Here is a 22,995-nt window from a genome sequence, read left to right as displayed (position 1 = left end):
ATTATTTAAGCAGCTGTTCAGCACGTCCCTCCCCTTCCGGATATATATTTCTAAGTACCCCGGTAATCGTAGATTCTCCTTCCCTGTTTATGATTTCATACACAATAGCATTATCTGTTTCATGATACACTTCTACTTTTCGTCCTTCCAGCTCTCTGTAGGAAGACAACCATTGTTCCATATCTCTCATAACGCCCTGTGCATCATATAAAATTCCCTGTTGAATGGAGCCATAAGGTGGTTTTTCAACAAAAAGAAAGATACTTGCAGGGGGGATTTCCTCCTCAGGATTCCGCTGGTTATCAGGCACGGTAAGGTATTGCTGATAAAGAGAATCGATTGCACCATAGTTGTCGAGGAAGAAATCATAATTCATAAAATAATGGCGGTTACGGGCCAGTCCATTGTCAAGGTCCGGGCCAACCGTTGCGTAGGTGTAGGGAACCCGTTCGTTTATAATGGAATAGTAGGCATCAAAAAATCCATTGGGTTGGGTTTTGGGGAGCATCCGGCTCACTTCTACCCCGTCCTGCAACACAAAAAACCATATGGCAAAGCCAGCCGTTAAAACCGAACCCGCATAGCGTTTCACTTTATGAAAGGCATCAGAAATCCACTCAATAAGCATTAATAAGGAATGCAAGCTTATGCCGGCAACTATCGCTATTAACAATCCATAGAAACTGTTCAATTGATCGGGATCAATCCAAACATATTGAAAATCGAAGAACGGCGTATAAACGAAGGAAACCATCACAAAGACAATTAGAAAGATAATTTCTTCGCCCAACCTTTTTTTATCCTGTATGAAGTGCCGGATCAAATAAGCCACCAGCAGGAACACCCCCGCGACCAAATACCTTAGACTTAGCTCCTCAATAGGGATCAACAGGTTCGGGGCAAAACTAAACACTTGGGTGTTAAAGAGCTGATCCTGAAAAAAAGCATCTACTTTTATGCCATTGATGAGACAGTATATCACGTACGGAGACAATACCAATAGGTACAACGAAGTCAGATATACAAACAATTTACCAGCCTGTTGGGTAAAACGACGCTTAGGCAGCGAGAAAATCCCAAAAATGAGGAAGGGCATCAAAACCATCAAGAGCACAAAAATGTCGGTAAGTCCGGTAGCAATGATACCCATTGCTATATAAAACCAGGGGGTTTTATCCCCGGAGCGAATATTTCGTAAATAAAATATCGCCGTGGGTATCGCAAAACATAAAGCTAAAGACAGAGAGCTCAATTCCGACTCCAACTCCAGGGAAACGGGTAAGAACATGGTGGGAAAAATAGCATAGAGCATTGCACCGAAAACAGCTGCGGAAAGGTGCTTATTACGGGTTATGTCACGAATCACCCAAAAAATGATGATTGTGAGGAAGAAACTAATCAGTCCTCCAAGGATGTGTAGTATCAATTCCGGGCTTACCTGGGTGATGGTACTAAAAAAATGAATAATGGAATGCATCCCCCTGGGAGCCGGATAACCGTCAAAGTATTGCTGTAGGCTAAGCTGTTTTACCGCGTCCAGCTCAAAGTACCACAACCTACTAAAGGGAGATGAATTCTGTATGGAAGGAATGATGCGTAGTACAGCTCCGCTCACGGCTATTAATACCGCCGCTAAGGTAAAGGCATCTTGTTGAGAATTCGGTTTGATCTTCTTTTTTAATTTCTTCTTGGCATCACCCCATGTCAGGTATTTTACTTTCTCGATGAGCTTTACCTGCTTTGCCACCAAACGATTCTCTTCCATGGTAAAGATATCCACCACACTATTCCCCTCCCATTTACGCTTAAAGAAACGTACCAGTAAAGGCAGCATCAGAAGGAAAAAAAGAATGCTGATAAAATCATAGATATGAAGACTTACCAGTATAAATACTCCTATAGTTAGCAAACCTCCTAAACCAGCCCAAGAATAAACGATTCGATCAATTCCATTTTGCTGGGCCGCATGGCGAAAGAAAAACGGGGTTACATATCCGAATAAAAACACGAAGGTGATCAAAATTCGCAATGCTGAAAATATGGCCTGGAGGCTATAGTCCATGGTCCTCCTCCTTCAAAGAATTGGCGTATCCGCCAGGATCTTCCGGTAAATCGCTTAAACCAATATTGCTGATAAAGAACGGCCTGTTAAGGGAATCAAGGCGTTGGTAAATTCTGTCACGCTTAGCGGGGGTATCTGCGAAATCCAGGATAAAGAATGGCACTTCGTATTTATCGCTATAAAACCGCAGGTATTCCAGCCGGTTGTGATAATCTTCGTCGCTTCGCACCAGATACTCTCCGGATGAAAAATCATAATCAGAAGCCAACGATTCCGTCATAAAAGCATCAATGGCATAGCGGGTTTCTTCCAGCATAAAAATGCCGCTATTCTGGATGATTATTTTTTGGGGATATTCTTCATGAATGTCTTTGATCAATTGAGCCATGTAAGGCTGTAGATGAGCTCGTTCTGTTACCGGGGCCACCGCATCAATGGTATCAAGGAAGAGGCCATCTACCCCCTTTGCCATAATTTTAGGCAACACCTGCTGCAGAAGTACATTTCTGCTTTGGGTATTTTCAAGATTAATAAATGCACTATTCCAGTTTGGGTTTTTACCCAAAAAGCCCTGCTCTTGAAGCAGGGAATAATACCATCGGTTTTCATCCACCTCTCCGAGTGTCAAATAAGCAATAATTTGAGTATCACCCGATTTCAATTCCTGAATTTCTTCTTCACTGTAAAAATCTGGTTCCAAGATAACCAGAGAATATGCATGAACTTGTGAAGGCGAAACTTGTGCATAGCATACCGCATAGGGAGTATGTAACTCCGGCTGGAACCCTGCTTTTTCAGAAGTAGAACACTGCATCAAAGATATGGCCATTATGCTTGCTATTATTATGTGTAATCTCATTAATCTACACCGAGATTTACACATCCCTCCCAACCAAGAGCCTGTATGAGTTGGATGACCGTTGGGATAAGCACCATATCAAATTCTACGTCGGCACGCTCCATAATGCCTTTAGAGAGAGCTTCTATCCATTCATCACCGCTTTTGGAATCGTCATCTTTGTGGGTTTCTACAAAGTCTACTACATATTCGAACACACCTATGATTTTACCAGACCAGGGTATTTCTTCAGCTTTCAAACCACCGGGCGTTCCGTTTCCATTTACCCATTCATGATGGGTTTTTATTCCTTCTGTGATATCAGGGTGAACAGCTAACTGCTCTACCATGTTAGCACCAATCAACGGATGGGTAAGCTCGCCGCCTATAGATTTACCTGACTCAATGCTGGAAGCTCCAACATATCCGATATCGTGCAGTTTTGCGGTTCGTTTGATGCGAGCCATTTCCTCATCTTCCAGCCCAAATAAAAGTCCAAAGCGTTCTACAAAAGCAATCATGCGCGGGGTGTGATGTATTGTTTTAGAGCGGCTTCTCTCAATAGCACGCAACATGGTATAATACACATGAGTTAGTTTCTCAGAGAACTTTTCATTTTGATATCGATAATCCAAAATGGAGGCGAAAGAGTTTCTGATATCATCCAGAATATCACTGACTTTAAACCGTGGAGTGTCCGCACTGTTAAAGAGTAGTATAAAGCCGGAATGATGCTCTCCTTTAAAATACAACACATCGGGATTTTCTCCTCGTGCTTCAAACCACTTCCTTCCTGCTTCAGTAACTTTCACTTTGTCGGTAGCTTCCTGTACAAGTACGTTCTCAACTTGAGTAAACTCTGCAAGCTCATCCTCACTAAAACCACTGGATGCCAGTACTTTATGTCCTCCACCCATAAATTCAAACACACAGCCCGAATCCGCCTTTACGGAATTCAGCAAATACTTAAGATTGAGTTGCATGAGGGCTTCCGTATTAAGCTTTCCGCTGCCCAGGTTTGCGGTAACTTCCTCAATGCGACTTTCATAGTCTTTTTGCGGCTTATCCTCTTCTTCATCCAAGCTAATTAGCCAGCGGGAAAGCAACCTGCCAACAATTGATAATTTTGGGGTGATCTGTTCCGGACTTTTGATATATGGACCTGCACAATAGATCCCCCACAAGTCACCATCGTTGTCGAACAGAGGGATGTGTTCACATTGCCCTATGGAATGAGCGGTAATACCGTGCTCCCGAAACACCTCGTCCATGCTCATCTTTTTTTCCAGATTCTGGAGTTGGTGTTCAAAGTTTTGTAACAACTCCTTCTCCTGAACACTTTGAGAGCCGGAGGCTGTTCGCCTGCCTGCCTGTGTATTTAGGAGGTTTTCTGTGATTACATGGCGGCGACTCAATACTAACTTCTCATCCTCAAGCTGATACACAAAATGCACGGGCGCCCGGTAGAGCATATCCATCCAGGAGACGATGTCCGTGAAAGAAGGGGTTTCTTTACGTGATACGTGTTCAGCAGAAAGTTCCCAGAAATCAAGTTGCTCTTCCAGCCCAAACTCCTCTATGGAAAATGCCTTGCTTAGTCGATTTCCTACGGTATGTATGTAAGTTTTGACGTCTTTAATCATAGATATACCTCAGAATGCAGAGTAATAAAAGTAATCGAGATGTTTAAAAAATCTTTTTGCCAAAATTCCTGTAGAAATGGCAAAAACCACTGACCCGGCAATTAAACCAATAACGGCATATTCGAGACCAAAAATACGGCTGCATAAAAAGCCGACTATAAAATTAACAAATAATGACCCCATCATTGCATACATAACCAATTCAGGACGGTTTAGGGTGAAAAAGAATAGACTATTCAGCAGCCCGTAAATAAGGAACAGGTATCCAATACTTGCCATCCAAAAAACCCTAAAAGTCATGGGATTTGCAAAAAAATCGGCAATTTCTGGGACCTGATCTTCAAATGCCCGCAGGCTTAGTACCCCGTAATATGTTCCGATAATAGACAAACCGCCAACAATCAGTAGCAGTATAATTTGTTTCACATAAAATCTTCGAAAAAAGCGGTTAAAAAGTTTGATCTTTGAAATCATTGCTTTTTTCTGAGCTGGAATCAAGTGTTTTGAAAACGAGTGAATGCTGTACTCCAACATGGCAATGGTAATAACCAGCGTTATCAAAGCCCAATCCATCCCCAGTTCATAAGGGGTATTAAACCAGATGATATACTCCGGAGGCGGCGGGCCTGCAGACCATGCCATCATTCGATCCATGAACAAAAAAGTGAAGTAACAAAACCCGTAGATGAAATACCGGTAGGTATTGTAATAGATTACTTCAGCTTCGGGCAGGGATTGTTTAAATAACTCTTGACGTAAAGTCCGAATTTTAAAGCGATAATATATATATGCATATCCGGCCATAAATACGGTAGCTGAAATTATACCCAACCATTGAGAAAAGTAAATGCCAATATCGGCAAAAACCATCCCAAAAATAACCAATACGGTACCCAGTAAAATACCTAAGAGAATCATAAACCGCTGTTCAGTGGCATAAAGTACGGCTGCCGCCAGCAATAAGAGTGAGATCAGCACCATATACAGCACCGCAAGCCAGGCCAGTTGTTGCGGATAAAAGGGAAAAATAACATTGAGCACCAACAAGAAAAGAGCGGCTGTTAAAATGAAGGGAATTGCCACCTTCATTACCGCCCAGGTTGCTTTAGAAGCCAGGTAAAAGTTTTCTTCGCCTTTATATCTGGATACCAGCCGCCCCAATGTTTGGATAAACCCACCGGTAAGAATGAACGACAATATGGTCCCCATCGCTACTACGGTAGCTTGCGCTTCATTGAAATTAAACCAGGCCCATAAAGCGTATTCAAAAATAATGATGGCAACAATCTGGGAGAGCATCGGCATCGAAAAAATCATGCCGGCGGTATAATGCTTAAAAAACAGTTTTAAGGAATTGCTAAAACTTCCAACCTTAAACCCTTCACCCTCCTCATCTTCTTTAAATTTCGCCTTTTCCCTTTCCTTGATCCGACGATATACCTCATCGCCAAGATCAAATACCGAAGTATATCCATAATCGGTTTGGGCATCTATATTTCTTATACCAAGCGATTCAATAGTTGCAGCTACTGCCCAGGTACTTATGGGATTATCGATCAGCTCATGAACCCGGTCAGTAAGTTCGGCAACTTCCGTTTCTTTATCTATGTGAGGAGCACCTTGTACATCATTTTTCATGATACGCATCCTCCTTATCGTATAGATATTCAAGCAGATATTTTACAGAAGCAGTTTCTACCTGATTTTTGAGCGGTTTTCGTTCCTTTCTGGCCAGCTCCTTATAGGAATCATAATAGGCATTAACCGACTTCTCTGTCTTAAATGTCAATAAAACCCGTTCCCTTGCTTTGCGGCCATACTCAAGTCGCAGGTCATCATCTTTTAATAATTTAAGAACCCCATTGGCAATATCCCGTGGATCTCTCGGCTTACAGAGAATGCCACAGCCTTCCAATGCATCTCTGATGCCTCCAACGTCGGTAGCCACAACGGGACGTGCACAACTCATCGACTCGATGACTGTGTAAGGAAATCCTTCTGAAATAGAGGTAAGAATGGAGATATCCCCTTCATTAAAAATCATGCTGGGTTGATCGTGATACCCGCCTAAGTGAAAAGTATCCTCCAGCTTACGTTCTTTAATCAGCTTACGGCACTTTTTTACATAGTCCTTATCCACCTCAAGACTCCCATAAACCGTAAACTGTACTTCAGGGATTTCTTCGCGGACCAAAGCGGCCGTTTCAATCATGGTTTCGATATCCTTTAACGGAAATAAATGAGCGACAGCTACAACTGTGGGTGTGTCTTTAGTCTTGGAGGGTTTTGGAGTGGGTACGAAAACATCGGTATTTACCCCGTTATAGATCGGTAAAATATGTTCCTCCTTTGCTTCAAATCTTTTCTCCCAATCAGTATTAGCCGTAGTTACCGGAGATATCTGGTCGGCCGTATGGTATACTGCCCGGCTTACTATGGTAGACAAATCCACCAGCAGCTTTTTTGAGAAAAATGGCATATCTGCCTGCCCCACATTAATCAGTCTTTCACGCATGTAAACGCCGTGATCTGTCACGATACTGGGAATGCCATATTCGAATTTCGAGGCAATAGAAGCCAGAGCCGGGAAACCAGCAATAGTGGCATGCGTTACATCCACTTTGGGCGGGATGGGAGCTGCAATGGGCATCAGAAAGTGGTAGAACCAACGCATCCCAAAGGTCATATCAAACACCCTTGGCTGCTCGTGATCGTCCATACCCAGCACATCAAAATAGTCTTGTAGGCTGTATTTGAAATCAAACCAAAGCAATGGCTGTCGCATTGTCTGTTTGTAGTCAAAGTAGTCAAAGTATTTCCACATGCCATACAACACCTCACTGATGTGTTGCACATTGGAATAGGGATCAAACAGGCAAGCCAAAAAATCCTCGAAAATGGGCTTAAACAGATTTTTGGTAACCTCTTTGGTGGTGCGGGCTTTCTTTTTTATCTGATAAGAAAAGGGGCGATCGTTGTCGTAGTAATCCGAGGGTTCATCAACTCCCCATAACGGAATGTGGATGATCTTATGGACATTTTGGGGTAAGCGATACCTGCTTTCCACATAAGGATTTCCCGTAACGGCAAGTAAGTCAAAGTCTACTTTTTCAACCAGTTCGGTGCAAAGTATATGCGCCCAGGTAGACACACCTCCCCCGCTATAGGGATAAGACCCTTCTGTTTCTAATAATATCCGTGGTTTATCATTTTTCAAATGAGATCCGCCTATGCGATAATCTGTTGTATCACGCTCTTATACGATTCAAAAATCTGAGGCCAGGTGTGCTCTTCCCGGATCTTTTTAAAACTTTGGGCTACCGTATCCTCAAATTTCTTTTCATCATTCCATAGTTGTACGATCTGTTCTGCCATCGGGCCAAAACCAACCTTCGAGTCAAGTATCATTCCATATTCGCTATTTAGATCCCCTACCTGAAATCCTACCGGCAAGGCTCTGTGAGCAATGGCTTCCAACATTACCAAGGGCTGCGATTCATTATGGCTTGAAATCACCAGGAAATCGAAATCCTTAAAATAGTCTTTAGCAGGCTGATTCCACACCATATCCACCTCTGGAAACTCCTGAGCTTTCTGCCGTACTTCTTCCTCTAACTCCTTTTCATTGGCATCGCTCAGTAACATCCTGAATACAGGTGTACAATTTTGTTTTTTGAAAGCCTCAACCAGCTCAAAAAAAGCCAGTGGGTTTTTCATTTCGGCACAGCGTCCCACCCATCCGATAACAGGCTGTTCTCCTCTATTTTTAGAATGCATCAGCCAGTCTTCAGGAATGCCATTGGGAATATATTGTATGTTATCGGCTCCTAATCCTTTTTGATAAGGGATATTTGACTGAGATACGGAAATAATTTGATCCGCTGACTGATACGTGTATTCTGCCATTTTCTTGAAAGACCTGGAAATTCGCATCTTAGCTTCTTCCGTTTGCGGTATTTCGTATCCACATTCCAGCGCTACGGCTCCAAGCTCCACCTCCTTCCAGTAAATGGCGTGCTCGGTGAGTAGTAATGGCAACTTGTAATTTTCTGCTAATCGGCTGCCCAGCCAGCCTGCAAACCCGGTGTTTGTTACATGCACAACATCCTGGGCGGGAATTAAACTTTTAAACTGATACTTATTTTGCTGGTACCAGCGCTCCAGGTATTGGTCTAATTGACTGTTGGCATCAGGAGGAAAGATGCGCCGAAAAGTATCAATATTCCGGGTAATAGGATATAAAGCATCTTCGGGATCCAGATGCTGAAATTCGTCGGTAGCTAATTGAAGGATGGTGAACTTCACATCAGGCAAATGGGCAAGATATTGATACACCCATTCACTAACCCCTCCCCTGTACCAGGGATAGGTTCCTTCAATAATTAATAAAACACGCATTGCCGATAGGATTATTTGTTCTTCTTATACAAGCGGTATAAAATAGAGCCTGATTGCTTGATTAAGCGGGAAACCAGCTCAAATTCCGTAGATGAAAAAAGCACAGAGCGCTTGAGTATGATAAGTCCAAACATATCGGCTTTAGCTGGCACTTTCATATTGTTCATTAATAATTCGCGCTCATTAACTGCGAAGAGAGGAACGCCAATTTCTGCAGACAGTCCCTGCTTTTTTGAGAAATCAACGAAAAATCCTACATCTTCATTAAATACGTGGTTACTCAGGTACTCTTCCCTGTTATCTTTGAGATAATCAAAACTGCTTTCTGCCATGATATTATCTTCATTGGCCGGCCGTTCTTCCTCATCATTTTTCGAATAGAGCAACTCGGCCTCATCATCTTTTATCATCCAAAAACCGGCATAATTCATATTTACAATTTCAGCCAGTCCCTTGCTGAGTACTTCTACCGTATCACTAAAAGATCCGCCAATGGCCGTTTCCATCAGCTTCATTACCAGCTGATCTTTTTTCTTGGTTTGATCTTCATCTAAACCTGAAACCTGTACATCGGTAACAATCTTCATCCGGATGATATCGAGCACCTTTTCCCGGTTGTTATTCAGCAGCTCTTTCTTGATAAAATCGGCTGCACCTAAATCCAGTGCCTTCTTTTCTTTTTCAACCGTCGGCAAATTGGTCATAATCAATACCGGGATCGATTTCTTCTTTTCATCAAGGCGGATGGATTCCAGGAATTCTAAACCTGAAATACCGGGCATATGAATATCCGATAAAATCAGGTTAACCGTTGTCTCTGATAATATATCAATAGCCTCTTGCACATTATGTGCGTTCAATACAGCAAATTCATCCTTAAGCAGGTTCTTAAGCATGTAATGAATAGGCTCATCATCATCAATTACTAAAACCTTATATGCCATTTTAGTTGTTTTTAATGTTACTCTTTAATGGTAATTCAATAAAAAAAGTAGTGCCCTCGGCGGGTTCCGACTCGGTCCATACCTTGCCTTGATGTTTCTCAACATACAACTTCACAATATTGAGTCCAAGTCCGGTTCCTGTTTCGCCCCCCGTACCCTTTCTTGAAATATGGGATTGTCCTGAAAAAACATTGTCTTTCAAATCTTCCGGAAGGCCGATACCCGTGTCTTTCACTTTTATCAAAAAGGTATTGGAAGAATTGATGGTCACTTCAATAAATACTTTACCGCCACTTGGCGTAAATTTTAAAGCATTTGCCACCAGGTTATTTACCAGAATTTCAATTTTGGCAGCGTCGATACATGCTTCAAGTTCTCTGGGCTCTACAGAATAGCCAAATTCGATTTCTTTGGTTACAGCTTTTGCTCTGTTAATGGCTATAACACGTTTAATTAGGGGGTCAAGCATAGTCTTGACACAATCAAGTGGCTTTCCTTCCATTTCCCTGTCTTCCAGATCCAGCATTTCCTGAACCATTCTAAGTAGGTTATTTCCACTTTCCTCTATAACAGTAAACATCTCTTCTTGGTCATCGCGAGACAATTCCTGTTTATGTTTTAAAAACCTTGCCAGACCAACTATTCCTGTTAGTGGATTCTTTATATCGTGGCTTACCATACGTACTAAATCGTCTTTTTTACGATTTAGTTTACTAAGCTCATCTTCCCGCTCTTTCAGAATTCGTATGCGCTCTCCCAATTGCTGCTGCAGCGATCGGATATGTAAATGAGTTTTAATGCGGGCAAGGGTTTCTGCTTTTTGGAAAGGTTTGGTTATATAATCAACCCCACCCACTTTGAAGGCATCTATCTTATTCTTTATATCATTGAGCGAACTAAGAAAAATAACCGGAATATCTTCAAGTTCAGCATCATTCTTAAGCGCTTTTGTTACTTCCAACCCATCCATTCCAGGCATCATAATATCTAATAGTATTAAATCAGGATGATGGCTTTTAGCCAGCTTTAAAGCGGTCTTCCCGTCGGAGGCTTCTAAATACTCATAGCCTTCTTTCTTTAATACATTGGATAACAGATGTAGATTGGCTGGAGTGTCATCTACAATCAAAATTAAGCCTTTCAAACTCAACGCAATGATCTATTTAAATTGGTAATTGACTGCACTTGATGAAAAAATGCTTCGTGGTTTATTAAAATCCGAAGCAATTTCTAACATAATTTTCTTATGCTGATGTCCTTTAATTTATTTATAAATGGGAATAATACTGATACAGAATTATAAGACCGATTCCCGTTTATATTTACCTAACATTTTCATTATTGCCTTATGAGCCCCTAATATAAATATTTATAAGGCATACTCTAATTTTTTTAGAAGAAAAAAAAGCATCTAAAGGGCACCATTGCACAGAATGAAGATAAGCCTATGCCCTTAAATTGTTTTGCCTTGTACGCCTGACAATTTCAACTTTTAAAAGTCATCCATCATATCTACAGGTTCTTTTGGCATAGCTAAAGAAAGACCAAAATAGATAAGAAAATTAAAGCCACTCATCACGGGAGTTAGTACAATAAACATAATTCTTACGACTGTTGAACTGATTCCAAAATATTTAGCCAGGCCACCGCATACTCCAGTAAGTTTCTTGTCGGTTCTGGAACGCGTCAGTTTTTTGGAATGACGGTAACCGTAATTATCAAAATCAATGTAGGACCTTGAACTGTTCGTCTTGCTGCCTGCTGTGGCATCGTCCAAATCATTGCGTAATTTTGACCCCGAGTCAAAAGTTGAGTGTTCAGCTCCGGGTATATCGGTGTAGGAAGAAGAACCTGCACTTGATTGTGCCTTTTGAGCTTGCTTACGAGCTTTTTTCTTAGCCTTTTTAATTTTACGAGCTCTTTTGCGGTCGCCTACAAAAAAACCAAAACCAACCAAGGTGATTAACGCCCCTCCGATCAGCGGTAAAACTGAAGATCCGACCAGTCCATCGGTAAGACCACTTAAAAATTCACCAATAGGTAAACCTATAGTTCGCAGAGCAAAAGCGAAGGCCAAAAAAAGCATCACCATACCAGAAATAGTGGCGATATTCCAAATGCTTTTACCTGTTTCTTTTTCTTCATCTTTCAAGAACTCCTGCATGGTGGAGTTCAGGTCGAAGTCGTCAAACTCAAGGGAAGCAGTTCCTGTTTGGGAAGTAGATTTTTGTCGTGTCTGTTGTGCCATAGTCAATCAATTTGTTTGGCCATCCTTACGGCAACAAGATGTTAATGTTACGGGATTAATGGCCCATCTTCAGTTATGATAACATCCAACTTTACATCGTATTCTTCAACTGGTATTTCATCAAAAAGAAACTCTTTGAAAACGAAGCCAATCTTTCTGGCATTGGTCTTAGCCAAAAAACGGTCATAGAATCCTTTGCCATATCCCAGGCGATTTCCTTTCCGGTCGGCAGCAGCCATAGGGATAATTACGACATCAAGTTCTTCAACCGGAACTTCTTCTTCCTCTTCCGCATCCGGTTCACGAATCCCCCATTTGTTCGATTTCAGGTCATCCAGGCTATCAATCTCAATGTGATGCAATAATACGTTTGAGAAGTTTGTTACGGGAACCACCACTCTTTTTCCGGCTTCAAGCATCTTGGTAATCAGCGCATCGGTACATACTTCATTACGCTCATTCATAGAAACATAACAATGCACAACCTTTGCCATGTCGTACAAATCGTCGGAAAAAAAGTGCTGAATGATTTTTTCAGATTTAGCCTGCCATTCTTCTTCACTCAGTTTACTTCTGCGGGTTAGAACTTCTTCCCGCAGTTCCTCTTTACGTTTGTTAACAGCGTTCATAGCTCAATGAGGTGATGCTTGCTAAGATCTATTCCTCCCTGCTCAACTTCTTTCAGCAGCTTACTCCATATATCCAACCCATACTTATTCATAAAGTATATAGGTGATACAGAGCGTTCTTGCAGCCCACCATCGGGGAACAGGTTTACTTTTATTTTCTCAATGCGACGCAGTTGTATCTCCTCCTGTTTCTTTACCGAGCGGTACACGCGGCCCTTCAGCTTATCGAGTTCATTTGTGAACCCGGCTACAGTCTTACCCACCGTACCATCTAAGGTAGGATCGATCTCATTAATAAATTCGAGTGGTTCCTCTGCCGAGGCTTCTATTTTGTCTTTCCAGTCTCCAAAAACCTTTTCAATGTCAACAGTTTCGGTTTTCTCAACAAACTCCGTTTCCAAATCTTCAATGCGCTTCCCGTATTCACAAAACTTGAACGGAAGTTTATCTTTGATGCGAGTGATGCCGGACTCAACAAGCGTACCCGTAAAGCGTGGAAATATGACCGGCATTTCTAAGTCAAACTGCTCATATAAGGATTTCATTTGTCCATAATAGGCAATCTCGCCCGGACCAGCCACATACCCTAAAGTGGGTAATAATTTATCCTGAATAACAGGTCGTAAGAACACATTGGGAGAAAAGCGTTCAGGATTAGATTCAATTTCCTCCAATAAGTCTTCGGTACTCCAGCTATGATCTCCCGCTACCCATCGCTCATTATCTTTATTGATTTTTAGACGGGATTGATCGTTCAGGTAAAACAAATTGGAATCACCATTCATCACCTGCCGGTGAAAATCTTTTTCCAGTTCGCTGCTTTTTTGTTCGATAGCCTCGTATAAGCCTGAGGCTTGTTCAATAGATTTTTTGAATTCAGGAGCTAACAGATGTTTTATCTCAGGAAAATTACTTCCGGCGATAAGTAGACCTTCATCTGCAAACCAATCGTTCATAAGCCCGGCAAAAGCCTGAGCATGGGTTTTGTCTGCAGTATAATGCTGGTTTAGCTGTTCCCACAGGCTATCGGTAAAATCCGTATCGAAAAGCTCTTCTTTAACTTTTTCCCGAAAACCTTCAATCTGATCGGTTACCAGCTGATTAGCTACCGGTTCACCATTTCCTTCTTTATCAAAAAGAATTTTATTGAAATCATCTCTTCCAGTGATACCGGTCCAAGCAATTTCTTCAAAGTCATGATCCTCATCCGCCAGCCAAAAAACAGGAACAACCGGCCGATTTAGTTTTTGCTCCCAATACCTAGCCAGCGCTATTACAGTAAGCGTCTTATATATAGTAAACATTGGACCGCCATAAATTCCCAGTTGCTGACCTGTTACAATCGCCAGTGCCTTCTCTTCAGCCAGTTTTTTTCGTTGGGCTTCCTGGGCTTCCATAATCCCCAATTCCTCATGATAATCGCCTATCGCTTTGGAATAGTCGTCTTGATAAGCGGCCTTACCCTGCTTTTCTGCTCTTTGCTGTACATCCTTTTCATCTAAAGGATTGTAGCCATAAAATGAACTGAGCTGACTAAAATTAGTAATGTATGTATTAAATAGTGTTGAGTAGGAAAGTTCGCTGAACGAACAGCCTGATAGGTCCAAAATGTTATCCTTTCATTTTTGATATGCGGTCTCTAAGCTTTGCCGCCTTCTCATAGTTTTCTGTTTCTATAGCAGTTTGAAGCTCTTCTTCCAGCTTTTCGAGCTGGGAAAGCTCTTCCTGACCCGGTTTAACCTCATCGCCTTTCAACGCTTGCTCCAGGGTTTGATGCTCAGGTTCTGTACTAATACCAGCTTCATCCAACACATCCTTATTTACATAAATAGGTGCATCAAATCGCACAGCCAACGCAATGGCATCGCTGGGCCGAGCATCTAATTCGATCTTTTCCCCATTTTTCTGAAATATTATCTGCGCGAAAAAAGTACCGTCAGATAAATCGTTGATGTATACATGCTTGATTTCTGTATCAAAGCTAAGTACAAAGTTTTTAAGCAAATCGTGCGTCATGGGTCGCGGTGGTTTTATGTTCTCAAGCTCAAGAGCTATTGCTTGTGCCTCAAACGACCCAATAATTATCGGGAGCCGGTTATTTCCTTCTGCTTCTGTTAAAATCAGGGCATATGCGCCGCCACTGCTCGGACTCGTTGACAGCCCCAATATTTCCATTAAAACTTTACTCAAATCTTCACCTGCCATAAGCTATTAAAGGTTAGATGCAAAGGTAATGATTTTTGATTAAGGGTTAAACCATGTGTTTAGTAACCCAACTCATTACGGCTCGAAAAAGTTTATTGTTTTTTTAGGGGTTTTTGTTCTAAATAAAAGCTAAGAAACACTTATATTCTCGCCCGTTTTGCGTTGACATTGCAAAACATTGAGGCTAACTTTTCAGCCCTTAACATTAGAACACGTTCTAACTCATGCTTGAAAATTATTTTCCGATTCTAATCCTTGCCGTTGTGGCCGTAGTTCTGGCACTGGCATTTTTGGTATTATCCATTGTGCTTGGTCCTTTCCGGCCAAACAAAACCAAATTAAACCCCTATGAAAGCGGTATGGATCCTGTGGGTGAAGCCAGAGATCGTTATTCCATCAGTTTTTATCTGGTAGCCATGGAGTTTATAGTATTTGACCTTGAAGTGGTCTTTATTTATCCATGGGCCGTAAGATATCTTGAACTTGGTTTTGGAACGTTTATGGCCATGACCGCCTTTATTGTCATATTATTTGTAGGTCTTTTATATACGCTCAAAAAAGGCACCCTCGACTGGGACCTAAATCATTTTAAATCTTAATAATTACTATGGGAATTGAATCAGCACTAGGTGAAGGTTTTTTCACAACTAAAATTGACGCCCTTACAAACTGGGCACGCGCAAATGCCGCCTGGCCTATGCCAATGGGTTTGGCGTGTTGCGCTATTGAAATGATGGCCTTTGCCGGCCCCCGCTATGATGCCTCCCGCTTCGGCTCCGAGGTAATGCGGTTTTCTCCACGGCAAAGCGACGTTATGATTGTTGCGGGATGGTCTACTTATAAAATGTCACACGCCATTCGCAGAATCTGGGACCAGATGCCCGACCCAAAATGGTGCATTGCCATGGGCGCTTGCGCATCAACCGGTGGTATGCATCGCTGCTATGGAGTAGTACAGGGAGTAGATAATTATCTCCCGGTTGACGCTTACATTTCCGGATGCCCTCCCCGTCCCGATGCCCTCCTTCATGCCTTGATGAAAATCCAGGATAAAATTAAAACCGAGCACTCCGTACTTTTAGATACCTGATTTTATGAGTTTGAATTTAAATGAAACCGAACAGGCTGTTGTGGATGGATTATCGGATAAGTTCTCCGATGATCTGATCGAGGTATATCAGTCGTGCGACCACACATATATACGTATGGAAGCCGATAATATAGTAGACATCTGCCGGTACCTGAAGACTGAACAGCATTTTATATTCTTGTGTGATATTCTCGGAACCGACCGGTACACCTCCGACGAGCGTTTTGAAGTAATTTATAACATGATGAATCTGCGCACACAAGACCGCATTTTCATTAAGATCCGCGTGGAAGAAGAAAATCCAGTTGTTCATTCCGTTACTTCGGTTTGGAAATCAGCCAGTTGGTATGAACGCGAAGTGTATGACATGTTTGGTGTTCGATTTGAAGAGCATCCCGATCTTCGTCGCATTTTTATGCCAGAAGATTTCGAATACTTCCCGTTACGTAAAGAATTCCCGCTGTTAGGCATCCCCGGTTCTATTGCCCTGCCTGACACAACCCCAGATACGGAGTAAGGCATGAAACTCAAAGATATTAACGACAAAGTAAATCCAAGGTTTTTTGAGAAGCATCAGCGAAGCATCTACAAAAGCCTGGAAGACAAGCATACAACCATTGAGGAAATTGACAGCGAAGATCCGCTGAATTCAAAAATGATCCTCAATATGGGGCCTCAGCACCCTGCCACTCACGGTGTACTTCGGCTTATCCTGCAACTTAGAGGAGAGCTGATTGAGAAGACCAAAATTGATATCGGTTACCTGCACCGTGGTGTTGAGAAAATTGCAGAAAATAAAACCTACCAGGAATTCATGCCTTATACCGACCGCATGGATTACCTCTCCCCTTATAGCAACAATGTTGCGCTTTGTACAGCAGTAGAGAAACTGGCCGAGGTAGATGTGCCAGAACGCGCACAATATATTAGAATGATTTGTTGCGAGCTGGCGCGTATTTCCTCTCACCTTCTTTGGTTAGGAACTATGGTTATGGATGCCGGAGCGATATCCTTCTTTATCTGGACCTTCCGTGAGCGTGAAAAGATTTATGATATTTTTGACGAAGTAGCAGGCCACCGTTTTACGGTATCACACTCAAGAATTGGTGGTGTGGCCAGTGACTTTACGGATGAAGCTGTTGCCCGCATTAAAGAGTTCGTGGAAACCTTTCCTCAGGAACTCAAAGACTGGCACAAACTGCTGGATCGTAACCGCTTGTTTATTGATCGTAATGAAGATGTCGGCATTGTTAAAACCGAAGATGCTCTCGACATTGGTGCAACAGGCCCCGTACTACGAGCAGCCGGTTATGCCGTAGATCAACGAATCATCAATCCTTATTTACAATATGACAAGGTTGATTTTGAAGTGCCTACCCGACTGGAAGGCGACAACCTTGCCCGATATTTTGTCCGCATGGAGGAAATGGGAGAAAGCATTAAGATTATACAGCAATGCTTCGATAAGATGCCCAAAGGCCCTGTGCGCACCAACAATGCCAAACAGGCCTACCCTTCCAAAGACGAGGTATATTACTCTATGGAAGGCATGATTCATGATTTTATGATGACCGACACGGGTATCTGTCCACCGGCAGGTAAAGAAGTGTACCATGCCGTGGAGGCCCCAAAAGGCGAATTAGGATATTATATTCAAAGTGATGGAACCGGCCACCCCTGGCGTCTGAAAGTAAACGCCCCGTCTTTCCGAAATCTTCAGGTACTGGAGAATATACTGGATGGCGAGATGGTTGCCGATACCGTTGTGATAATTGGAGGAGTAGACCCCGTAATGGGAGAAGCAGATAAATAAATGGAAGAAACCTACGAATTCACGAAAGAAGATTTACAGGAAATTGAAACCATCAAGGCTAAATTTCCAACCAATACGGCTGCAACCCTGCCTGTATTGTGGGTAGCACAGCGCCGTTTTGGCCATGTGGAACCTGCTGTTCAGCGCCTGGTGGCTAAAACCCTGGAATTACCCGAATCTCATGTGCACGGTGTTGCTACATTCTACACCATGTATTACAAAGAGCGCAAGGGTAAATATGTATTGGATGTTTGTACCACTACCAGTTGCCAGCTATGTGGCGGTTATAAGATGCTGCATTATCTGGAAGACAAGCTGGGCATCAAAGCCGGCGAGACGACCGAAGACGGTATGTTTAGCATCCAATCGGTTGAATGCCTGGGAGCTTGTGGTTATGCCCCGATGATGCAAATAACCAATGATGTGTATGTCAATAATCTCACCGAAGAAAAACTCGATGAAGTTATTGAAAGCCTTAAAGAAGGCGAAATGCCCGAATTTGAATCCGTGGGAATGCCCCTCCTCGAAAAAAGAAATATTTAATAGATTATGGCTGCAGACTGGAAATCTTTTGAACCGGTATTAATTCCCGACATCCCCAATCTTGAGAAAATTGATGTATACATCAAGAATGGCGGATACAAGGCCTTTGAAAAAGTGGTTAAGGGCAAAGACTGGGAACCCAAAGACGTTGTCAATGAAGTAAAAGAGGCCAACATCCGCGGACGAGGTGGCGCTGGCTTTAATGCCGGACTAAAATGGTCTTTCATGCCCCCTGCCGATGGCGGCCCCCGTTATCTTGCTTGCAACGGTGACGAATCGGAGCCGGGCACCTTTAAGGATCGCAAAATTTTTGAGTACAATCCCCATCTTTTCATTGAAGGCGCACTCATTGCCGCTTATGCAATGGAAGTGACCAATATTTATGTGTACATCCGCGGGGAGTATTATTCGTGGATTAAGATGATGGAAAAAGCCTTGCAGGATGCCCGCGACAAAGGTTTTATTGGTAAGAATTTATTTGGAACCGACTACAGCGTAGAATTTGAAGTGACCGGAGGAGCCGGTGCTTATATTTGTGGAGAAGAAACCTCCATGCTGGAATCGCTGGAAGGCAAACGTGGATATCCACGGGTTAAGCCACCCTTCCCTGCTCAAAAAGGTTTGTGGGGACGTCCAACCACTATTAACAATATCGAAACGCTGGCCAACGTACCTGGCGTGATCAACAACGGCGCCGACTGGTTTAAAAACATTGGTGCTGAAACACATCCGGGCCCCGTTCTTTATGGAATTTCAGGGCATGTAAACCGTCCTGGTGTATATGAACTACCAACCGGTATGCCTGTTATGGAGCTTATTAATGATGTAGCTCAGGGTGTTCGTGGTGGTAAGAAATTAAAAGCATTGATTCCTGGTGGTTCTTCTACCCCGGTGTTACGTGCTGATATGCTGGACGGCGTAACCATGGATGCTGACTCATTACGTGAAGTTGGGTCTATGATGGGTACCGCCGGTATGATGGTGATGGATGAAGACACCGATATGGTGGATGCTCTTTGGAGAATATCACACTTCTACCATCATGAATCTTGCGGCCAGTGTACTCCATGCCGCGAAGGTACCGGATGGCTCGAAAAAGTGTTATTGAAGATTAAAAATGGCGAAGGCGAAATCCGTGACCTCGACTTGTTACTGGATGTGACCACCCAGATGGAAGGCCGGACAATTTGTGCTCTGGCTGATGCCGCCGCATGGCCCGTTCGCCACACCATTAACCGTTTCAGAGACGAATTTGAAGCACGCTGTAAAAAATCTGTTCATGCGGTTGCATGAAATTGATTATTTATGATTGATGATTGTTGATTTGTCCTTTCGGCAATCATTATTCAAAAAGAGATTGTGAACAAACATGATTTAATATTAAGGACAAAAGATTTTGCTCACAGATGTGTAAAGTTGGCTATTAGTTTGCCAAATACATATTTAGGCAATCATATTAAAGGGCAACTGATTCGTTGCGGTACTTCAGTTGCAGCAAATTATCGTGCTGCTTGCATTGCTCATAGTAAAGCAGCCTTTACCGCAAAATTGAGCATAGTTATTGAAGAAGCTGATGAAAGTGAATTCTGGATGCAGTTCATTATTGATGAAGAACTCAAGCCAAGACCATTGGTTGAGCCATTGCTGAAAGAAGCCAATGAATTGACATCAATATTTATTTCTTCCAGAAGAACATCACAAAGAAAATGATGCATGAACTGATTTAGAACAAATCATCAATCATCATTCAAAAATCAACAATCGAATATGTCAGAAATATTTATAGACGGACAACGATACGAATTTGAAGAAGGCGACGATCGTGGCTTGCTTCAGTTCATTTTAGATAATGGTAAGGAAGTTCCGTTCTTCTGTTATCACCCCAGTATGAGTGCACCGGCAAACTGCCGGCAATGCTACGTAAAAGTAGGTACTCCCGTAAAAAACCGTGATACCGGTGAATACGAACTGGATGAAAATGGTGATCGCCAAATTCGCTGGTTCCCAAAAATGCAGACTTCCTGTACTACACAGATGCAGGATGGCATGGTGGTTCATACCCAGGAAACCAGTGATGAAGTGGCCCGGGCTCAAAAGGATACTATGGAGTTTATCCTGATCAACCACCCGCTTGACTGCCCTATTTGTGATCAGGCCGGTGAATGTCCGCTACAGATCCAAACCTATAAATATGGACCGGAAGGCAGCCGTTTTGAGGTTAAGAAACAACACAAACCGAAACGTGTTGAGCTTGGCCCAAGAGTTACGCTGGATGCCGAACGTTGCATCAACTGTACACGATGCGTTCGGTTTACCGAAGAAATTAGTGAAACCAACCAGCTGACCATCACTTCCCGTGGCGACAAAAATTACCCAATCACAGCTCCCGGACGTGAGTTTGACGATCCCTATTCACTGAATACTGTGGATATTTGTCCGGTAGGTGCTCTCACCTCTACGGATTTCAGGTTCAAAGCCCGTGTTTGGGAAATGAACCAGACACCAAGTATTGATATTACCGGTGGAAAAGGAACCAATATTGATCTTTGGACGCGTGACAATCTTATCCTACGTATCACCCCAAGATATAACGGTGAAGTGAACGACCACTGGATGCCGGATGCCGGACGGGAAGCGTACAGAAGATTTAACGAGAAACGCTTCTCTCGCCCTGCTATCAAATTGGATGGCGATAATCAGTCCAAAACTTCCTGGAACAACGCCATTGAGACTTTTGCGGAAACACTTGAGTCTAACAAACCGGAAGATGTATTGGTGATTGGAAGTCCCCATGCATCGGTTGAAGAAAACTTCGCCTTAATGAAAGTATTCAACCTGTGGGGCGTAAGTAACTTCAAGTTTGCACCTCATGTTGAAGAAGGTGCCGGTGATGATTTATTGCTTACGGACGATCAGGCGCCGAACACCAATGGCGTAAAATTATTGGGCTACGAAGAAAGCGCCAATATTGCGGACGACGTGAAAAAAGCCAAGGTTACCATTCTGCTAACGGATGAACTTATTGATCGCGGAGCCCTATCTGCTGATGATCTTAAAGATACCTTCAGCATCCTGATGGCCACGAATGAATGTGAGACCACCAAAGCGGCTGATCTGGTAATCCCGGTAACTTGTATTGCCGAGCATGCTGCCAGTTACGTAAACGTAGACGGACGCATCCAACGCTCCTTCCCTGCGAAAGAAACCAAATACACCAACCGTAGTCTGGATCTTGAAATGAACCAAGGTAGATTGGATCGTTTTGGAACCAATTTTGACAACTGGAGAACCGAGGAAAATAAAGTGGACTGTGTGCCCGCCTGGGAAATCATGGACAAGTTGGCCGAACGCATTGGACTGGATGTATCCTTTGGTCCATCCCGCGAAATTATGGATGAAATTGCATCCTCCATTTCTGCTTTTGATGGTGTAAGCTACGAACGCATGGATAACGAAATGGGCATCAACCTTAACCCTTCAACCAAACAAGAGGCTACAGCATAAATGAGTACAGGTGGAATTGATTTATTTGGTTTATTATTTATCCCAACCTGGGTGGCTACGCTTGGTTTAGGAGTGTTTATGTGGTTAAACTCTGCGGCAATTCTGGTATATGCAGAACGCCGCATTGCAGGTTTAATTCAAAACCGTGTAGGACCCAACCGAGTAGGTCCTGCAGGTCTACTTCAGCCTATTGCTGACGTACTTAAATTGTTAATTAAAGAGGATGTAACTCCTTCTCAGGGGTTTAAAACCCTTCACACCGTAGCTCCTATGATCCCGGTTATTACCGCTTTTATGTCGGTAGCCGTAATTCCTTTCGGAGAGGGATTATATGTAACAGACATCAACGCTGGCGTGCTGTTTTTGCTGGCTGTTGCTTCTTTGGGAGTATATGGCGTAACCCTGGCCGGCTGGTCATCAAATAGTAAATATTCCCTTCTTGGGGGACTTCGTGCTGCCGCACAGATGATTAGCTATGAACTACCAATGGGTATGGCCGTGGCATCTGTAGTATTGGTTGCCGGTTCATTAAGTGTTGTTGAAATTGCCGCTTCTCAAGAGTATCTCTGGAACGTGTTCATCAACCCAATAGGTGCAATCATTTTCATTATTGCCGCATTTGCGGAAGCTAACCGTACGCCTTTCGACCTTGTAGAGGCCGAGCAGGAACTGGTAGGTGGTTTCCACACCGAGTATTCCGGGATGAAATTCGGGATGTTCTTCCTTGCTGAGTACATGCACGTATTCATTGGCAGTGTATTGATTACTACTTTCTTCTTTGGAAGTTACCACCTGCCCTTTGCAGGATACTGGTTGCCGGAGATGAGTTCTCTGGCCAAAGGCTTCCTGGATGTGGGAGTATTCACGGCTAAAGTTGTTTTCTGGTGCTTTGTATTTATTTGGGTTCGCTGGACAATTCCACGTTTCAAATACAATCAGGTAATGAAGTTGGGCTGGGGACGTATGTTACCTCTGAGTATTCTCAACTTCCTGCTGATTGCTGCTGGGATGTATGCTTATACACACCTCTTTTGATCACTGATTTCGCTGATTACACTGATTAAATTGATTTTAAAAA

General features: G+C 42.9%; 21 protein-coding genes. 9 read left to right on the top strand and 12 right to left on the bottom strand.

The genetic code is table 11. From position 1 onward, the window contains the following. Nucleotide 1: 1 nt before the first annotated feature. The 12 genes from FN815_RS00830 to FN815_RS00775 form a co-directional block, all read right to left on the bottom strand. Entirely contained in the window at nucleotides 2–2,062 is a 2,061-nt protein-coding gene (locus tag FN815_RS00830) for a hypothetical protein (protein ID WP_142452694.1), read from the bottom strand. Then, on the bottom strand, nucleotides 2,052–2,891 hold the full coding sequence (locus FN815_RS00825; protein WP_185957122.1) for a glycoside hydrolase family 191 protein: 840 nt from the start codon (nucleotides 2,889–2,891) through the stop codon (nucleotides 2,052–2,054). Before FN815_RS00825 ends, FN815_RS00830 begins: the two co-directional genes overlap by 11 nt. A 29-nt stretch (nucleotides 2,892–2,920) precedes the next feature. Next, nucleotides 2,921–4,543, bottom strand: coding sequence for an HD-GYP domain-containing protein (locus tag FN815_RS00820; RefSeq protein ID WP_185957121.1), 1,623 nt, complete (start codon nucleotides 4,541–4,543; stop codon nucleotides 2,921–2,923). Between the two features lie 9 nt (nucleotides 4,544–4,552). Continuing rightward, complete coding sequence (locus tag FN815_RS00815; protein ID WP_142452692.1) at nucleotides 4,553–6,181, bottom strand: polysaccharide biosynthesis protein; 1,629 nt, start codon at nucleotides 6,179–6,181, stop codon at nucleotides 4,553–4,555. Continuing rightward, on the bottom strand, nucleotides 6,171–7,760 hold the full coding sequence (gene pelF / locus FN815_RS00810; RefSeq protein WP_142452691.1) for a GT4 family glycosyltransferase PelF: 1,590 nt from the start codon (nucleotides 7,758–7,760) through the stop codon (nucleotides 6,171–6,173). Before pelF ends, FN815_RS00815 begins: the two co-directional genes overlap by 11 nt. An 11-nt stretch (nucleotides 7,761–7,771) precedes the next feature. Continuing rightward, nucleotides 7,772–8,941, bottom strand: coding sequence for a DUF3492 domain-containing protein (locus FN815_RS00805; protein WP_142452690.1), 1,170 nt, complete (start codon nucleotides 8,939–8,941; stop codon nucleotides 7,772–7,774). Between the two features lie 11 nt (nucleotides 8,942–8,952). Further along, nucleotides 8,953–9,885 carry a response regulator gene (locus tag FN815_RS00800; protein WP_142452689.1) on the bottom strand — a complete coding sequence of 311 codons (933 nt, stop codon included), beginning with the start codon at nucleotides 9,883–9,885 and terminating at the stop codon, nucleotides 8,953–8,955. Nucleotide 9,886: 1 nt separating this feature from the next. Continuing rightward, the gene (locus FN815_RS00795) at nucleotides 9,887–11,035 is read right to left on the bottom strand and encodes a hybrid sensor histidine kinase/response regulator (RefSeq protein ID WP_221930203.1); all 1,149 of its coding nucleotides are present in this window, start codon (nucleotides 11,033–11,035) and stop codon (nucleotides 9,887–9,889) included. 342 nt (nucleotides 11,036–11,377) lie between these two features. Then, complete coding sequence (locus FN815_RS19190; RefSeq protein WP_142452687.1) at nucleotides 11,378–12,133, bottom strand: PspC domain-containing protein; 756 nt, start codon at nucleotides 12,131–12,133, stop codon at nucleotides 11,378–11,380. A gap of 47 nt (nucleotides 12,134–12,180) precedes the next feature. Beyond that, on the bottom strand, nucleotides 12,181–12,762 hold the full coding sequence (locus FN815_RS00785; protein WP_142452686.1) for a 5-formyltetrahydrofolate cyclo-ligase: 582 nt from the start codon (nucleotides 12,760–12,762) through the stop codon (nucleotides 12,181–12,183). Then, nucleotides 12,759–14,369 carry a bacillithiol biosynthesis cysteine-adding enzyme BshC gene (gene bshC, locus FN815_RS00780; protein ID WP_142452685.1) on the bottom strand — a complete coding sequence of 537 codons (1,611 nt, stop codon included), beginning with the start codon at nucleotides 14,367–14,369 and terminating at the stop codon, nucleotides 12,759–12,761. The genes FN815_RS00785 and bshC overlap by 4 nt, the downstream gene beginning before the upstream one ends. A 4-nt stretch (nucleotides 14,370–14,373) precedes the next feature. Continuing rightward, a complete protein-coding gene (locus FN815_RS00775) occupies nucleotides 14,374–14,967 on the bottom strand; it encodes a bifunctional nuclease family protein (RefSeq protein WP_185957119.1) in 594 nt (197 codons plus the stop codon). 224 nt (nucleotides 14,968–15,191) lie between these two features. Between FN815_RS00775 and FN815_RS00770 the strand changes: the two genes are divergently transcribed. The 9 genes from FN815_RS00770 (at nucleotide 15,192) to nuoH (ending at nucleotide 22,952) form a co-directional block, all read left to right on the top strand. Next, on the top strand, nucleotides 15,192–15,566 hold the full coding sequence (locus FN815_RS00770; protein WP_142452684.1) for an NADH-quinone oxidoreductase subunit A: 375 nt from the start codon (nucleotides 15,192–15,194) through the stop codon (nucleotides 15,564–15,566). 8 nt (nucleotides 15,567–15,574) lie between these two features. Then, nucleotides 15,575–16,057, top strand: coding sequence for an NADH-quinone oxidoreductase subunit B (locus FN815_RS00765; protein ID WP_020402842.1), 483 nt, complete (start codon nucleotides 15,575–15,577; stop codon nucleotides 16,055–16,057). 4 nt (nucleotides 16,058–16,061) lie between these two features. Further along, nucleotides 16,062–16,574: an NADH-quinone oxidoreductase subunit C gene (locus FN815_RS00760; RefSeq protein WP_142452683.1), complete on the top strand. Its 513-nt coding sequence runs from the start codon at nucleotides 16,062–16,064 to the stop codon at nucleotides 16,572–16,574. A gap of 3 nt (nucleotides 16,575–16,577) precedes the next feature. Further along, a complete protein-coding gene (nuoD, locus tag FN815_RS00755; RefSeq protein ID WP_142452682.1) occupies nucleotides 16,578–17,870 on the top strand; it encodes an NADH dehydrogenase (quinone) subunit D in 1,293 nt (430 codons plus the stop codon). After that, nucleotides 17,871–18,413 carry an NADH-quinone oxidoreductase subunit NuoE family protein gene (locus tag FN815_RS00750; protein WP_142452681.1) on the top strand — a complete coding sequence of 181 codons (543 nt, stop codon included), beginning with the start codon at nucleotides 17,871–17,873 and terminating at the stop codon, nucleotides 18,411–18,413. 6 nt (nucleotides 18,414–18,419) lie between these two features. Then, nucleotides 18,420–19,706, top strand: a complete 1,287-nt coding sequence (gene nuoF / locus FN815_RS00745; RefSeq protein WP_142452680.1) for an NADH-quinone oxidoreductase subunit NuoF — start codon at nucleotides 18,420–18,422, stop codon at nucleotides 19,704–19,706. Between the two features lie 66 nt (nucleotides 19,707–19,772). Continuing rightward, complete coding sequence (locus tag FN815_RS00740) at nucleotides 19,773–20,123, top strand: four helix bundle protein (RefSeq protein ID WP_142452679.1); 351 nt, start codon at nucleotides 19,773–19,775, stop codon at nucleotides 20,121–20,123. 57 nt (nucleotides 20,124–20,180) lie between these two features. Next, on the top strand, nucleotides 20,181–21,917 hold the full coding sequence (locus tag FN815_RS00735) for an NADH-quinone oxidoreductase subunit G (protein WP_142452678.1): 1,737 nt from the start codon (nucleotides 20,181–20,183) through the stop codon (nucleotides 21,915–21,917). Next, a complete protein-coding gene (gene nuoH, locus FN815_RS00730; protein ID WP_142452677.1) occupies nucleotides 21,918–22,952 on the top strand; it encodes an NADH-quinone oxidoreductase subunit NuoH in 1,035 nt (344 codons plus the stop codon). Nucleotides 22,953–22,995 lie beyond the last annotated feature (43 nt).

This window comes from Gracilimonas mengyeensis (genome assembly GCF_900182705.1).
Classification (GTDB): Bacteria; Bacteroidota; Rhodothermia; order Balneolales; family Balneolaceae; genus Gracilimonas; species Gracilimonas mengyeensis.
The sequence above is the reverse complement of the archived record's forward strand: the minus strand, read 5'-3'. Positions and strand labels throughout refer to the sequence as shown.